General features: G+C 70.8%; 17 protein-coding genes. 6 read left to right on the top strand and 11 right to left on the bottom strand.

The window, feature by feature from the left end; translation table 11 throughout:
• Nucleotides 1-2: 2 nt before the first annotated feature.
• Nucleotides 3-872, bottom strand: a complete 870-nt coding sequence (locus LG391_RS21995) for a glutamate racemase (RefSeq protein WP_225770183.1) — start codon at nucleotides 870-872, stop codon at nucleotides 3-5.
• Nucleotides 873-1,038: 166 nt separating this feature from the next.
• Between LG391_RS21995 and LG391_RS21990 the strand changes: the two genes are divergently transcribed.
• From LG391_RS21990 to LG391_RS21980, 3 genes are all read left to right on the top strand, one after another.
• A complete protein-coding gene (locus LG391_RS21990; protein WP_225770182.1) occupies nucleotides 1,039-1,482 on the top strand; it encodes an SRPBCC domain-containing protein in 444 nt (147 codons plus the stop codon).
• A gap of 48 nt (nucleotides 1,483-1,530) precedes the next feature.
• A complete protein-coding gene (locus LG391_RS21985; RefSeq protein ID WP_225770181.1) occupies nucleotides 1,531-2,040 on the top strand; it encodes a hypothetical protein in 510 nt (169 codons plus the stop codon).
• 159 nt (nucleotides 2,041-2,199) lie between these two features.
• Nucleotides 2,200-2,682: a GNAT family N-acetyltransferase gene (locus LG391_RS21980; RefSeq protein ID WP_225770180.1), complete on the top strand. Its 483-nt coding sequence runs from the start codon at nucleotides 2,200-2,202 to the stop codon at nucleotides 2,680-2,682.
• On the opposite strand, the gene LG391_RS21975 is transcribed toward LG391_RS21980, so the two are convergent.
• The 6 genes from LG391_RS21975 to LG391_RS21950 all read right to left on the bottom strand — a co-directional run bounded on the left by LG391_RS21975 (nucleotide 2,679) and on the right by LG391_RS21950 (nucleotide 8,809).
• On the bottom strand, nucleotides 2,679-3,125 hold the full coding sequence (locus tag LG391_RS21975; protein ID WP_225770179.1) for an acetyltransferase: 447 nt from the start codon (nucleotides 3,123-3,125) through the stop codon (nucleotides 2,679-2,681). The two genes, LG391_RS21980 and LG391_RS21975, sit on opposite strands and share 4 nt — an antisense overlap.
• Nucleotides 3,122-3,652, bottom strand: a complete 531-nt coding sequence (locus LG391_RS21970; RefSeq protein ID WP_225770178.1) for a GNAT family N-acetyltransferase — start codon at nucleotides 3,650-3,652, stop codon at nucleotides 3,122-3,124. Before LG391_RS21970 ends, LG391_RS21975 begins: the two co-directional genes overlap by 4 nt.
• Before the next feature lie 66 nt (nucleotides 3,653-3,718).
• The gene (locus LG391_RS21965) at nucleotides 3,719-4,891 is read right to left on the bottom strand and encodes a helix-turn-helix transcriptional regulator (protein ID WP_225770177.1); all 1,173 of its coding nucleotides are present in this window, start codon (nucleotides 4,889-4,891) and stop codon (nucleotides 3,719-3,721) included.
• 333 nt (nucleotides 4,892-5,224) lie between these two features.
• A complete protein-coding gene (cobT, locus tag LG391_RS21960) occupies nucleotides 5,225-7,081 on the bottom strand; it encodes a cobaltochelatase subunit CobT (RefSeq protein WP_225770176.1) in 1,857 nt (618 codons plus the stop codon).
• Nucleotides 7,082-7,213: 132 nt separating this feature from the next.
• Nucleotides 7,214-8,194 (bottom strand): cobaltochelatase subunit CobS, encoded by a 981-nt coding sequence (gene cobS / locus LG391_RS21955; RefSeq protein ID WP_225770175.1) that lies wholly within the window; start codon nucleotides 8,192-8,194, stop codon nucleotides 7,214-7,216.
• A gap of 33 nt (nucleotides 8,195-8,227) precedes the next feature.
• Nucleotides 8,228-8,809 (bottom strand): J domain-containing protein, encoded by a 582-nt coding sequence (locus tag LG391_RS21950; protein ID WP_225770174.1) that lies wholly within the window; start codon nucleotides 8,807-8,809, stop codon nucleotides 8,228-8,230.
• A gap of 167 nt (nucleotides 8,810-8,976) precedes the next feature.
• Between LG391_RS21950 and LG391_RS21945 the strand changes: the two genes are divergently transcribed.
• On the top strand, nucleotides 8,977-9,258 hold the full coding sequence (locus tag LG391_RS21945) for a BolA family transcriptional regulator (protein WP_225770173.1): 282 nt from the start codon (nucleotides 8,977-8,979) through the stop codon (nucleotides 9,256-9,258).
• A 19-nt stretch (nucleotides 9,259-9,277) separates the two neighbouring features.
• On the opposite strand, the gene LG391_RS21940 is transcribed toward LG391_RS21945, so the two are convergent.
• From LG391_RS21940 to LG391_RS21930, 3 genes are read right to left on the bottom strand one after another with little or no spacing between them, the layout of a single operon-like run.
• Nucleotides 9,278-10,804, bottom strand: a complete 1,527-nt coding sequence (locus tag LG391_RS21940; protein WP_225770172.1) for a sodium:solute symporter family protein — start codon at nucleotides 10,802-10,804, stop codon at nucleotides 9,278-9,280.
• A 3-nt stretch (nucleotides 10,805-10,807) separates the two neighbouring features.
• Nucleotides 10,808-11,011: a hypothetical protein gene (locus LG391_RS21935; protein WP_225770171.1), complete on the bottom strand. Its 204-nt coding sequence runs from the start codon at nucleotides 11,009-11,011 to the stop codon at nucleotides 10,808-10,810.
• 53 nt (nucleotides 11,012-11,064) lie between these two features.
• Nucleotides 11,065-12,162, bottom strand: a complete 1,098-nt coding sequence (locus tag LG391_RS21930; protein ID WP_225770170.1) for a class II histone deacetylase — start codon at nucleotides 12,160-12,162, stop codon at nucleotides 11,065-11,067.
• A gap of 155 nt (nucleotides 12,163-12,317) precedes the next feature.
• Between LG391_RS21930 and LG391_RS21925 the strand changes: the two genes are divergently transcribed.
• Complete coding sequence (locus tag LG391_RS21925; protein ID WP_225770169.1) at nucleotides 12,318-13,337, top strand: helix-turn-helix transcriptional regulator; 1,020 nt, start codon at nucleotides 12,318-12,320, stop codon at nucleotides 13,335-13,337.
• On the opposite strand, the gene LG391_RS21920 is transcribed toward LG391_RS21925, so the two are convergent.
• Nucleotides 13,281-13,601: a hypothetical protein gene (locus tag LG391_RS21920; RefSeq protein ID WP_225770168.1), complete on the bottom strand. Its 321-nt coding sequence runs from the start codon at nucleotides 13,599-13,601 to the stop codon at nucleotides 13,281-13,283. The genes LG391_RS21925 and LG391_RS21920 overlap by 57 nt on opposite strands.
• Before the next feature lie 157 nt (nucleotides 13,602-13,758).
• Here LG391_RS21920 and LG391_RS21915 point away from each other — a divergent pair, with 157 nt between their 5' ends.
• On the top strand, nucleotides 13,759-14,532 hold the full coding sequence (locus tag LG391_RS21915) for an SDR family NAD(P)-dependent oxidoreductase (RefSeq protein WP_225770167.1): 774 nt from the start codon (nucleotides 13,759-13,761) through the stop codon (nucleotides 14,530-14,532).
• The last annotated feature ends 23 nt before the right edge of the window (nucleotides 14,533-14,555 follow it).

Here is a 14,555-nt window from a genome sequence, read left to right as displayed (position 1 = left end):
GCCTACCGCACCTCGGCCATCGCCTCCGCCCCGACCGGCCGGAACACCGCCGGGCGGCCATAGAAGCGGGTGGCGAGGGCGGAGACCTGCCCCGCATCCCCGGTGGTGAAGAACAGCGGTGATGCCTCCGGCCCGTCCGCCGTGTCGAACTCCGGATGGCGCTGCAGATAGGCCTTCAGGCTGCGGGCCGTGATGTCGGGCTGGGACAGCACCTCCACCCCCGGTGGCAGCGCCTCGGCGAAGAGGTCCGCGACCAGCGGGTAATGGGTGCAGCCCAGGATCACCGCATCCGGCGGCACGCCCTTCAGCTGCCGCATCAGCAGCGCCGCATAGCGCCGCACGGCGCGGCGCAGTACCGCCTCCGGCGCCGCCTGCTCGATCAGCGTCACCAGCACCGGGCAGGCCTGCTGGATCACCGTGATCTCCGGTGCCCGCTTGCCGATCTCCTCGACGAAGGCGCCGGTCCTGACCGTGTGCCGGGTGGCGAAGATGGCGACGGTGCGCGGCTCGCCGCGGTACCGGCCGGTGCGGATGTCGGCCATCCACGGCACGCCGGTGATCGCCTCCACCATCGGCACCAGCACGCCGATCACCCGCCGATCCGGGTGATGGTGCGGCAGCCAGGTCTGCTGCAGCCGGCGCAGCCCGGTGGCCGCGGCGGTGTTGCAGGCCAGGACCACCAGCCGGCAGCCCAGGCCGAACAGCCGCTCCACCGCCGCCACGGTCAGGCGGTAGATCTCCTCCGGCTCGCGGTTGCCGTAGGGGGCGTGGCCGTGGTCGCCGAGATAGAGGAAGCGCTGCCGCGGCAGGTGCCGGGTCAGCGCCTGCAGCACCGTCAGCCCGCCATGTCCCGAATCGAAAACCCCGATCATCCGCATCCCCGTGGCGCTGCCCTCGCGGTAGCGGATCTCGGGGGCATTCTCAAGGCGCACATCAGTAAACCGAATGGTTGACGGTCTTGCCGGTGCTCCCTATCCTCAACCATGTGGTTGAGAATGAAGCTGCACTCGTGGCCCTGTTCCGGAGAAGGAGTGAGGCATGGCCCCGGTCGAGACGGTCACCCAGAGCCGCGTCATCAACGCCACGCCGCTCCAGGCCTACGACGCCTGGGTCGACCCGGCGAAGCTGCGGCGCTGGCTGGCGCCACCGCCCTTCACCTGCGCCCTGGCCGAGACCGACCCGCGGGTCGGCGGCCGTTACCGCATCGACGTCATCGGCGGCAGTGGTGAGCGCCACAGCACCACCGGCGTCTATCGCGAGCTCGTGCCCGGCCGGCGGATCGTCAAGAGCTGGGTCTATGACGGGCCCTTCGCCGCATTCCGCGGCGCCGAGACCGAGGTGACGGTGGAGTTCCGCGAGGTCGCGCCCGGCCGCACCGAGGTCATCGTCCATCACAGCAGGGCTCCGAGCCAGGAATATGCCGACAGCGTCCGCGGCGGCTGGGCGGGCTGCCTGGACGAGCTGGAGAAGCTGTTCGCCTGACAACGGTCCTTCGCGGGGCTAAGACAACGCTTCGCGACAGGACGGACCATGGACATCATCTGCATCAACGGGCCGATCAACTCCGGCAAGTCGACGGTCGGACGGCGCCTTGCCGGCCTGCTGCCCGGCGCCGCCTTCGTCGAGGGCGACGACCATGGCGCGCCGGAGGACGCCGGCCTCGACACCATCATCGCCACGGCCCTGGAGCGGATCGAGGCGCTGATCGCGGCAGCCGCCGGCGCCCGGGTGACCGCTTCCCCGCGGGGGGCGGAGGACCCCGCCCGCCTCGCCGCTGCCGCCGGCCGGCGTGGGGCGCGGCTGTTCGTCGCCAGGCTGGCGCCGCCGATGGCCGTCGCCCTGGCCGATCGCGGCGGCCGGCCGCTGTCGAAGGAGGAGCGCGAGCGGATCGTCGAGATGTACGCGGAAGGCTATGCCGGCCCGGCCTTCTCCGACATCGTCCTCGACAACTCCACCCTGACCGCGGGCGAGGCCGCGGGGATCATCGCCGAAGCGCTGGCCGGATGGCGCACGGTTGACCGCGGTCCGGCCGGCCGATAGCCTGCCGGCATGATCCGTCGTCCTCGTCCCGCTCCGCGATACGGTGCCCCGCCCTTCTGAGGCGGCGGGGACGATGCTTCATACCCACCCATGCCGTCGGTTCCGGCGGCATTTCCATGTGGGGTCTCCGGGGCCTGCGGCGCCACCAGGAGCCCCGACATGCCCATCATCCGCCCGGCCCGGGCGGACGAGCATCCCGCCCTCTGCGACCTGTTCGCCGAGCTCGATCGGTTCCATCGCGAGGTCCGGCCCGATGTCTTCATCGAGCCGCAAGGGCCCTCGCGCAGCCCCGAGCTGCTTGCCGGGCTGATCGCGGGGCCCGGCAGCACCATCCTCGTCGCCGAGGACGGCAGCGCCCTGGCCGGCCTCGCCACGCTGGTCGAGAGGACGATCCCGGCCAATCCGGTCCGGCCGGAGCGCCGCATCGTCGAGATCGACAATCTGGTGGTGATGCCGACGCACCGGCGGCGCGGCATCGCCGGGCTGCTGCTCCGCCATGCCGAAAGCTGGGCACGCGGCCGCGGCATCGGCGCCCTCGAGCTCGGCGTCTGGGAGTTCAATGCCGGGGCGTTCGCCTGCTACGAGGCGGCCGGCTTCGCGCCGACCATTCGGCGCCTGAGCAAGACCGTCGCGCCGCCTTAGCGCGGCGTCAAGGTCATGTGGATCAGCGGGAAGGGCTGGCCCTGGCCGTCCAGCGGCGACCGGCCGGTCGCGCGGAAGCCGCATTTCCGATAGAAGGCGAGAGCGCCGGGATTCTGCTCGTTGACGTCGAGGGTCAGCATGCCCTTCAGCGCCGCGGCATGGGACAGCAGCGCCCGGCCGATGCCGCGGCCGTGCCGGTCGGGGTCCACGAACAGCATCTCCACCTTGGCGCCGTCCAGCCCCATGAAGCCTTCGGCCGCGCCGTCCGGCACGGCCGCCACCCACAGCTCGACCGCTGCCAGATACTGGTCGCGCAGCAGCGGCAGCATGGCCTGGATCTCGGCCTCGGTCAGGAAATCATGGGTGGCGCGCACGGCGCGCAGCCAGATGTCGAGCAGGGCCGGGTGGTCCCCCGGCTGGCCGGGGCGGATCGCGACTGTCATGGCCGGCTGCGCCATTCCTCGCGCGTCTGGCCCCAGATCTCGACCTCGGCCTCGATCGGCGCCGGCAGCCGGCTGTGGCCGCGGAAGCGCGAGCCCAGCCGGCGTGCCACTGCCTTGGACGGCTCGTTCTCCGGCGCGATGCAGTGGATGACCTCGGTCCAGCCGAGATGGTCGAAAGCCCAGTCGATCGCCGCCGTGGCGCCCTCGATGGCGTAGCCCTTGCCCCAGGCGGCGCGGCACAGGCCCCAGCCCACCTCGGTGCCCGGCCAGCCTTCCGGCTGCCAGGGCCCGAGCCGGCCGATCCAGCGCCCGGTCGCCTTCTCGATGACCGAGAAATTGCCGAAGCCCTGGATCGCCCACGCCCCGGCCATGGTGACGAGGAAGCGCCAGGCGAGGGGGCGGGAGGCAACGCCGCCGAGGAAGCGCATGGCCTCGGCATCGGAGACCCATTCGGCCCAGGCGTCGAGATCCTCCCGCCGCGGCGGGCGCAGGATCAGCCGGGCGGTCTCCAGCACCGGTTCTGGCATCGGGCATCTCCTGAATCGAGGAGACGCAGCAGGCCCGATCCCGTCCGGCCGGTCAAGCCGGCCCGCTCAACGCCCGACCAGGGCGCCGGAGTCGGGGGCGACGAAGCTGTGCAGCAGCAGGCGCACCAGCTCGGCCTGCCGGTGCGTCTCGGTCTTCTCGAACACCTGTTTCAGATAATGGCGGGCGGTGCCGATGGAGATGCCCAGGGTCTCGGCCGCCTCGGCCGGGCCGAAGCCGTCGGCGATCAGTGCCGCCAGATGGGATTCGCGCCGGGTGAGGCCATAGGCGGTGGCCAGGCCGGCCGTGTCGATGCGGCTGCGGCGGTCGGGGTCGGAAATCAACACCGCCACCGCCCCCGGCTCGCCCGGGGCGGTGCGGCCCGTGGGCGCCGGCACCACGGTCAGGATCAGCGGCCCGTTCGGCGGCCGCCGCGACACCGGGATGCGCAGCATCGCGGCGGCGGCGCGGTCCAGCGCGGCATCGGCCGTGTCCGGGCCGCCGGCCAGCAGCATCGCCGCGGCGATCGCCTGGTGCAGCGCCCGGGTCTGCGCCGGCAGGGTGGTGGCGATGCCGTAGGCATCGGCGAGCAGGCCGTCGCGTGCCGCGACCACCGCCTCGGCCCGCTCGTTGCGATAGACCGGCCGGCCGTGCCGGTCCAGCAGGATCAGGCCCAGGCCCAGCGCGTCGATCGCCGCCAGGGCGCCGGTCGCGCGTGGATCGACGCTGGTCAGGCGCCGGTTCAGCTTGCCGGCCTTGGCCAGGTGCGGCACCAGGGCCTGCAGCCGGCTCAGCTCCTCGGGGCCGAAATCGCGTTCGTGCAGCGGCCGGCAGACACGGACCGCCGACCAGTTGGACGGGCCGCGCCACGGCACGGCCACCGCCGCCAGGCCGCCGCCGATCGGCCGGATCAGCTGCTGGTAGAAATCCGTGCGCTCATAGTCCCGGACCGGCACCATGGACGACTGGGTGCGGGCGGTGCCGGCCGGAAACCGCTGCATCTGCTCGACCCAGAAGTCGCTGTGCAGGATCCGGTCGCAGCGGTCGGCATGCTGCCGCACATCCATCCGGGAGCAGGTGGCGAGCTGGACGCCGTCCGGCGTCGTGGTGGTGAACACGGCGTGCGAGCCGCCGACAAGATCGCGCACCGCGTCCAGGCAATGCGGCCATTCCTGCGGCTCCATCGCGGCGTCGTAGATCCGCTGCACGGTCCGGAGGATCACCTGGGCGCCCGCGGTCACGCGAGCGATCCCGTCCTGTGGCACGCCGGATCGAAACCCACTGCTGCCTGCGTGCCGCCCGCAAGTCGATCATGGTATGCCGGCATTCCTGCGCTCCAAAATATCCTAGAACAGGAAAATACGCCGATAGTCGAACCGTCCGAGTCCTCAACAACGCCGATGCCACGAGGGCGACATCGCGGCCATGCCGCGAATGTCTTCCTCGCTCGGAAGGATCATACCGTGTTTTTCACGGCACCATTAACGCACTTTTATTATGGCAGCGATATGGAGCCACGGCGGCGAAGGCGGGGCGATGCGGCGCAGCTGGATGAAAGACGTCGGGCTGCGATCTCAGCCCGCCCGGCGCAGCGATACCGCTTTCTTCGGCTCCTCGTCGAACAGCTCGGCCAGCTTGTCGATCATGGTCCCGCCCAACTGCTCGGCATCGACGATAGTCACGGCGCGGCGGTAATAGCGGGTGACGTCATGGCCGATGCCGATCGCCACCAGCTCCACCGGCGACCAGCGCTCGACATACTCGATCACCTGCTTCAGGTGCCGCTCGAGATAGTTGCCGGGGTTGACCGACAGGGTCGAGTCGTCGACCGGGGCGCCGTCGGAGATCACCATCAGGATGCGCCGCTGCTCCGGCCGGCCGACGATGCGGTTGTGGGCCCACAGCAGCGCCTCGCCGTCTATGTTCTCCTTCAGCACGCCCTCGCGCAGCATCAGGCCCAGATTCTTGCGGGCCCGGCGCCACGGCGCGTCGGCGGCCTTGTAGATGATGTGGCGCAGATCGTTCAGCCGGCCGGGATTCTGCGGCTTGCTCTGCTGGATCCAGCGCTCGCGCGCCATGCCGCCCTTCCAGGCGCGGGTGGTGAAGCCGAGGATCTCGACCTTCACGCCGCAGCGCTCCAGCGTCCGCGCCAGGATGTCGGCGGCGATCGCGGCGATGGTGATCGGCCGGCCGCGCATCGACCCGGAATTGTCGATCAGCAGGGTCACCACCGTGTCGCGGAAATCGGTGTCCTGCTCCTGCTTGAAGGACAGCGGCGTCAGCGGGTTGATCACCACGCGGGCGAGGCGGGCGGCGTCGAGGATGCCCTCCTCCAGGTCGAAATCCCAGGACCGGGTCTGCTTGGCCATCAGCTTGCGCTGCAGCCGGTTGGCCAGCTTGGCGATCACGCCCTGCAGGTGCTGCAACTGCTGGTCCAGCATCAGCCGCAGCCGCGACAGCTCGTCGGCGTCGCACAGATCCTCGGCCGCCACCATCTCGTCGAACTGGGTGGTGAAGGCCTTGTAGTTCAGCCCGTTCGGATCCAGCGCGCCGGTCTGGTCGTCGCGCCAGGGCTGGCCCGGTGCCTCGGTGTCCTCGGTCGAGAACTCGTCGGCATCGTCCGATGCCTCCTCCTGCTGGGCGCCCTCGGCGTCGGTCTCGTCGCCGCTTTCCGGGTCGCTGTCGCTGTCGTCGGCCTCGGCGCTGACCTGCTCGCCCTCGCGGCCCTGCTCCTCCGGCTGCTCGCCCTCGGCCTTGTCGTCGTCCTCGCCGTCCTCGTCCTCCTGCGTCTCGTCCTCCTGGCCGACATCGACGTCGAGCTCGGCCAGCAGGTGCTTGGCGCAGCGGGCATAGGCCTCCTGGTCGTCCATGGCGTCGGCCAGCTCGTGCAGCGAGCGGCCGATGCGGCTCTCCAGCCAGGACCGCCAGAGGTCGGCGGCGTGACGGGCGTTGGGCGGCGGCTTCTCGCCGGTCATCGCCTCGCGCGCGGCCAGGCGCACCGCCTCGGCCAGCGGCACCTGCTCGCGCTCGGTGACGCGGTCCAGCCCCTGGCGCTTGAAGCGGTCGTCCAGCGCCGCCGCCAGGTTGCCGGCGACGCCGGCCATCTGGGTGGCGCCGATGGCCTCGCAGCGCGCCTGCTCCAGCGCCTCGAAGGCGGCGCGGGCGGCCTCGCCCTGCGGCATGCGGGCGGCGTGCAGCTTGGCGTTGTGGTGGCGCAGGCGCAGCGCCACGGCGTCGGCGGCGCCGCGCACCTTGGCAACCTCGGCCGAGGTCAGGAGGCGCGAGGGCTGCGGCAGCCGCGCCCGGGTGCCGGCGACGCCGGCGGGCTCGCTGGAATAGGCGACGGTGATGTCGGGCCGCTCGGCGATGGCCCGCACCGTCGCCGTGGTGGCGCGCTTGAACACCTCGATCGGGCTGTCGTCCTGGGGCATCGCCTGCTTCGTCTCTACGGCCTTCGCCGCTGTCTCTCTTTGGTCTGTCATTGCCGGGCTTGACCCGGCAATCCAGAGGGTCTCGACAGTTTCTGGATGCCCGGGTCAAGCCCAGGCATGACAGGAAAAGTCTTACGCCAGATGGGCGCGGACGCCGCTTTCCGGCAGCTCGGTGCCGAAGCAGCGCTGGTAGTACTCGGCCACGGTCGAGCGCTCGACCTCGTCGCATTTGTTCAGGAAGGTCAGGCGGAAGGCGAAGCCGACATCGCCGAAGATGCGTGCATTCTCGGCCCAGGTGATCACCGTGCGCGGCGACATGACGGTCGAGATGTCGCCGCCGATGAAGCCGGCGCGAGTTAGGTCGGCCAGGCGGACCATGGCGTTGACCTTGGCGCGGCCGTCCTCGGTGTCGAAATCCGGCACCTTGGCCAGGACGATCTCGACCTCGGCGTCGTGCGGCAGGTAGTTCAGCGTGGCGACGATCGACCAGCGGTCCATCTGGCCCTGGTTGATCTGCTGGGTGCCGTGATAGAGGCCGGTGGTGTCGCCGAGGCCGACGGTGTTGGCGGTGGCGAAGATGCGGAAGGCCGGGTGCGGGCGGATCACCCGGTTCTGGTCCAGGAGCGTCAGCTTGCCCTCGACCTCCAGCACGCGCTGGATCACGAACATCACGTCCGGCCGGCCGGCGTCGTATTCGTCGAACACGATGGCGCAGGGGTTCTGCAGCGCCCAGGGCAGGATGCCCTCGCGGAACTCGGTCACCTGCTTGCCGTCGCGCAGCACGATGGCGTCCTTGCCGACCAGGTCGATGCGGCTGATGTGGCTGTCCAGGTTGACGCGGATGCAGGGCCAGTTCAGGCGCGCCGCCACCTGCTCGATATGGGTCGACTTGCCGGTGCCGTGATAGCCCTGGATCATCACCCGCCGGTTGTGCGCGAAGCCGGCCAGGATGGCCATGGTGGTGTCGCGGTCGAAGCGGTAGGCGCTGTCGACCTCCGGCACATGCGGCGTCGCCGAGGAGAAGGCGGGCACCTGCAGGTCGCTGTCGATGCCGAAGGTCTGCCGCACGGACACCTTGATGTCGGGCAGCGTCGTGGAGGTGTCAGCGCTCATGATCCAGTCGAAGTCCAAATTCCAGAGTATCGTTCACGAGGCGAAGCCGGCCTTCAGCACGCTGTAGGCGTGGTTGATGGTCTTGAACTTCTCCTCGGCGTCGCGGCTACCGCCATTGGCGTCCGGGTGATGCAGTTTGACAAGGGCCTTGTAGCGGGCCTTGAGGGTTTTCAGGTCGAAGGGAGGAGCGAGCTCGAGCGTCTTCATCGCGCTCTCCTGCTCGGTCAGGGGGCGGCCTTGCTTCGCCTCCTCCTGCGCCTCGCGGCCGGCATGGAACGGGTTGTCGCCCGCGCCGTTGGCGAAGCTTTCGTAGATCCGGGCGCGCAGCCGCTGCTCGGCCCGCCAGGACCCCATCGGCCAAGTCGGCCGGTCCCACACCGTGTCGCGCCGGGCCTCGCGCTCGATCTGATCCGGGCTCATGCCCTGGTAATAGTTCCAGCTGCGGTTGTACTCCCGCACATGCTCCAGGCAGAACCACCAGTAGTCGTTCAGCCGCTGCCGCGATTTCGGCGCCCGGAACTCCCCGGCGCAGGCGCAGCCCGGGTGGTCGCAGCGGCGCGTCGCCGGCGCCGGCTCCTCGAATGCCCGGTACTCTCTGCGGTTTGCGGTGGCCATGCTGCGAGTATGGGGAGGGCTCATTCGCCTGACAAGCCGAGGCGGCGGAAATCTGCCCTGCCCTCGTGTCGCAGCATCGGGCCTTGCGTCATACGGGAATATAGGGCTGCGGCCTCCCGCCGCGACGCCGCCTCTGCTATCACCGGGGCAGATGGAGGACAGGACCGATGCAGATCGCCGACCGCATGCGCCGCAAGATCGAGGAGGCGCTGGGCCCCGCCCAGCTCGAGATCATCGACGACAGCCACCGCCATGCCGGCCACGCCGGCCATGACGGCCGCGGCGAGAGCCATTTCCGGGTGCTGATCGTGTCCGACGCCTTCGCCGGCAAGTCTCGGGTCGAGCGGCAACGCCTGGTCTACGACCTGCTGGCGGCCGAGCTGAAGGACCGGGTGCACGCTTTGTCGCTGACCACCCGGACGCCGGCGGAGGCGGAGCGGGCGGGCTGACGCCCGCCCGCCGCAGGCCCTAATCGCGCGCCGGGGCGAGGCCGCCCGCCGGCACCGGCGCGCCGTCCGTCCCGGCCTGGCCGAGGTCGCGGAACAGCCGGTCGATGCGGGCGCGCTCCGCCGCGTCCTGCGGCAGGGCGTAGGACAGGCCGACATAGACCAGGGTGTTGACGGCGAGGCCGACGACGCCGGAGGTCAGGCCGCCCAGCTCGGGGATCGACACCGGGTACAGCAGCTGCAGCACCACGGCGACGGCGAAGCCGGTCAGCATCCCGGCCAGGGCGGCCGCGGCGTTGCCCCGGCGCCAGAAGATGCCGAGATACAGCGCCGGGGCCAGCTGGACGATGCCCTGGTAGGAGGCCAGGGCCAGCGTCAGCAGCCCGACCGTCACGTTGACCGTCAGGATGGCGCCGATCACGGCCAGCACGGTCGCGGCCACGATCGCCGCCCGGGCGGTCCGGGTGGTCGTCGCCTCGTCGGCGCCGCCGATATGGATCACGTCCTGCGCGGTGTGGGTGCCGATCGCCGCGGTAAGCGCGTTGACGTTGCCGGCCGTGGCCGCGAAAACCGCTGTCCCGGCCAGGGCCAGGACGAAGGGCCCGCCATGCGCCGCGGTCAGGAACCAGACATTGTCGGGGGCGGCGGCGACCTCGGGCAGCTGGTGGGCCAGCATCGCCATGGTCAGGAGGATGGCCAGGAACAGCAGCAGGATCGGCGCCGCCTTGACCGCGGAGTTGCGCACGGCCTGGGCGCTCCTGGCCGTGAACAGCCGGACGAAGATGTCGGGCCAGCACCAGGATCCCAGCGCCCCGGTGGCGACGATCGAGAGATAGTACAGCGGGCCGAGGCCGCTGCCGGGACCGGGCAAAGCGGCGAAGTCCGGCGGCAGGGCGGCGAAGCCCAGGCCCTGCGACATCAGCCAGACGATCAGGCCGAGGGCGACGAGCCCGCCGACTCCATAGGCGAAGACGCCCTGCACCATGTCGGAGATGACGATGCCGCGCATGCCCAGCCGGACGGTCCAGATCTGCCGGATGCCGAGCACGGCGATGCCGGCGAACACCGCCAGCGTCGGCGAGACCGCGCCGAAGGAGAGGTACGAGAACACCAGCCCCAGCGACTGGAAGCCCAGGATCAGCCAGGGAAAGCTGGCCACCACCCCGATCAGCGCCGCGACGATGCGCACGGCCTTGGAGTTGTAGCGCATGCCGACGAAATCGGCCTGGGTGCGCAGGTTGAAGGCCCGGCCCCAGTCGAACACCTTCTGCGCCATGAACAGCATGAACAGCACGGCGAGAAGCGAGTAGGAGACGACGTAGTAGCCGATCACCCCGGCCGAGGCGGCGAGCCCGGCGAAGGCGATGAAGATGGTGCCGGGCAGCCAGGTGTTGAGGAAGGCCATGGCCTGGAACCAGGACCCGAAGGACCGCCCGGCGACCGCGTAGTCGGTGAAGTCGCCGCCGGCGGCCCGCCGGGTGCGCTCGAGCACCAGGATCACGCCGATGAAGAAGACGGCCAGGGTGCCGTAGCCGATGAGGAAGTCCATCGCCTATTCCTCCCCGGCCTCGTGGTTGGCGCGGTTCAGGATGATCACCGTGCCGGTCAGCAGCAGGCTGCTGCCCAGGAAGAAGCCCAGCGCCATCGCCAGGTTGCCGGCCGCGAAGGCCAGATGGATCGGCGGAAACAGCACCACGATCAGGTTGATCCAGATCAGCAGTGTGCCCCGCGGCCTGCCGGCTCTCTGTCCGTTCATCAAAGCCCCCTGTTTGGTTGTTCTTGAGATTCCGGCCCTGTTTGGTCGGGATGCTAGAGGCCGAAGCTCTCCGCCACTCGCGACACCAGGGCCTTCTGATGATCCTGCAGCTCCTGCCCCGGCAGTCCGGCCCAGGCCGCCAGATAGGGGTCGGTCACGCCGGTGGCGACGCCGCTCAGCGTCTCCACCACCGCCAGGCCGCAGAACGGCACGTAGAAGGGCGAATAGCCGCCCTCGTGGCTGATCACCAGCCGGCCGCCGCAGACCGCGTCGGCCAGGTCCATCAGCCGGCGGGTCATGGCGGCGTAGGAAGTCGAGACCAGCAGCATCCGCCCCAGCGGGTCGGCGTTGCTGGAATCGAAGCCGCTGGCGACCATGATCAGATCCGGGCGGAACCGCTCGATGGCGGGCAGCACCACCCGGTCGAAGGCGTGCAGATAGGCGCCCTCGCCGGATCCCGCCGGCAGCGGGATGTTGATCGCCGACCCGTCGCCGGCGCCCCTGCCGCGATCGGTGACCTTGCCGGTGTCGGGCGGGAAGTTGCCGTCCTGGTGCAGCGAGATGGTCAGCACCTCCGGATCGGTCTCGAAGCAGGCCTCGGTGCCGTTGCCATGGTGGACGTCCCAGTCGACCACGGCGACCCGGCCGATGCCGAGCGTCGCCCGGGCATGGGCGATCGCCACCGCCACATTGGCGAACATGCAGAAGCCCATGCCCCGCTCCGGCCGGGCATGGTGGCCGGGCGGCCGCACCAGGGCATAGGCGTTCCGCACCTCGCCGCCGACGACGGCGCGCAGCGCGCTGATCGTGCCGCCGGCCGCCAGGCAGGCCAGCTCGAAGCCGCCGAAGCCGAAGGGCGAGACGCCGTCGCCCATGTCGCCGCCGCGGATGTCGCGGCTCAGCGCCTTCATCGCCTCAAGATGGTCGCGGGTGTGGATGCGCAGCAGGTCCTCCTCGGTCGCGGCGACGCAGTCGATGCGCTTCAGCGCCCTGGCGATGCCGGAGACCTCGACCAGCGAGGCGAAGCGGGCCTTGGATTCGGGCGATTCCAGGTGCTGCAGCGGCTGGATGAACTCGCCCTTCAGGAAGCCGCCGGCAGTTCCCGTGTCGTGCCAGCCGAACCGCTCGTGCCACAGCCATCCCGTCGCCATTCCTCGGCTCCTCCCTGTTGGATGTCGATCGACTCTAGCCGCCGGGCTGCGGTCCAGAATGGTGCAGATGCACTATGGCGGGCGCCGTCCGAGGGCGTTCCCGGCCGCTTGCCGGGCCGTCGCGGCGACGCTAGCGTTCCGGGAGACAGCCCGGGATGGCGCGCGTGACCTCGAAGCTGCCCCAGTTCTCCCAGTTCGTGACCGACCTGCACAGGATCGGCCGCGAGGGCGACGGCAGCCTCCCGGCCTGGGGCTTCGACCGGCTGCGCGCGATCCTCGGCTTCGACTGCGCCTGGTACGGCTGGGCGCGGTTCGAGCCGGGCCGGACCATCGTGCAGGCCTCCTCCACCCTGGACCTGCCCGGCGACTTCGCCCGCTTCTGGGCGACGATCGAGAACCAGGACCTCGTGGCCCGCAGCCTGCGCGAGACCCCCGGCGGGGTCAGGACCTACGACCGCGGCCAGCCGGTGCAGACCGACGGGATGATCGAGCTGGCGGAGCGCTACCGGATCCGGAAATGGGCCAGCGCGATGCACAGCCGGCCGAACCGGACCACGGTCTTCTTCGCCTCGATCTATCGCGGCGACGCCGCCGAGTGGGACGACGACGACCTGCACTTCCTGCAGGGCGCGGTCGACCACATCTTCCTGGCCGTGCAGGCGTCGCAGCGGCGGGAGGCCGCCGCCGACCGGGCCGCCCTGCCGGTCGACCCCTCCGGCTTCGCCCATCTCGGGCTCGAGGCCTCGGAGGGGCTGCTGAAATCCGTCCGGCCGGGCTGGGCGGGGGAGCGGCTGCCGGGCCCGCCGCGCGGGCTGCTGCAGCGTCCCGGGACCGTCACGCTGAAGAGCGAGGGCATCGTCGTCCACTGCGAGCGCGACGACGCGGGCGGGCTGATGCAGCTGAAGCTGAACGCGATCGCCGATCTCGACCGCCTGACCCGGCGCGAGCGCGAGGTGGCGCTGCTGCTCGCCGCCGGGGCGACGCACAAGCAGGCGGCGCAGGCGCTGGGATCGGCGCCCGCCACCATCCGCAACCAGATCCAGGCAATCTACGAGAAGCTCGGCATCCGCTCCCGCGCCGAGCTGGCCGGTGCGGTGCTGCAGGGCCGGGCGCAGGCCTCAGATCGCCCACCACCAGCGCAGACGCTTCAGCAACCCGGGGCCGACCGGGCGTGACAGCAGCTCGGCCCGGCTGCCGCCGAAGGCGCGGGAGACGACCTCCGGCGCGGTGAAACCGAAGGCCACCGCCTCCTTCGCCTCGTCGGCCTGGCCGAGCAGCGCAGCCAGGCCGCCGAGCCCGACCAGGCCGGCGAACATCAGCCAGAAGAACCAGTCGCGCAGGAACTCCGGCGCGCCGTCGTGCCGGCCCTTGATCAGCCGCAGCACGTCCGGCAGCGCGCCGCCGAGGCAGCCCAGGGCGAAGATCTCCGCATCGGTCATGGCGCCTCTCCGCCCGCGATTGACAAGTGCCGCCAGGGTACCCATCTGCGGATCAGATGATGATCATCATTTAAAAGCTGAGATCGTCATCCACAGGCCGCCGGAGGAACCGGCAGCCCATCGCAATCGCCGCCCGATCGGGGCGCAGGAGACCGAGATGAGATTGCAGGACAAGGTCGCGCTGATCACCGGCGGGAACGCCGGCATTGGCCTGGCGACGGCCCGGCTGTTCGTGGCCGAGGGCGCGAAGGTGGCGATCACCGGCCGCAACCGCGAGACGCTGGACGCGGCGGCGCGCGAGCTGGGCGACGCGGTGCTGGCGCTGCAGGCCGACGCCGGCGACGCTGCGGCGATGGAGCGCGCGGCGGCCGAGGCGGCGCGGCGCTTCGGGCCGCTCGACATCGTGTTCGCCAATGCCGGCATCGGCGGCGCCACGCCGCTGGGCCAGACCGCGCTGGAGCAGTTCGAGCAGATCCTCCGCACCAACCTGACCGGCGTGTTCCTGACCGTGCAGGCGGCGCTGCCGCATCTGAAGGACGGCGCCTCGATCATCCTCAACGGGTCGGTGCACAGCGTCTACGGCGTGCCCGGCTGGTCGGCCTATGCCGCGGCCAAGGGCGGCGTGCGCTCGATGAGCCGGGTGCTGGCGTCGGAGCTGTCGCCCCGCCGGATCCGGGTGAACGTCGTGTCGCCCGGCGCCACCGACACCGACATCTGGGCCGCCATGGCGCCGACGCCGGAGGCCCGCGCGGCGCTCGACCAGCAGCTCAGCCGCGGCATCCCGCTGGGTCGCATGGGCAAGCCGGAGGAGGTGGCCAAGGCGGTGCTGTTCCTGGCCTCGGACGAGTCCAGCAACGTGCAGTCGGCCGAGCTCTTCGTCGACGGCGGCGGCACCGGCTCGCCCTATGGGGCGCCGGTGTATCGGGGGTAGGTCTCGCGCTCGGTCATTGCGAG

It is taken from the genome of Inquilinus sp. Marseille-Q2685, assembly GCF_916619195.1.
GTDB lineage: Bacteria > Pseudomonadota > Alphaproteobacteria > DSM-16000 > Inquilinaceae > Inquilinus.
This window is presented reverse-complemented; position numbering and strand designations above follow the sequence as displayed.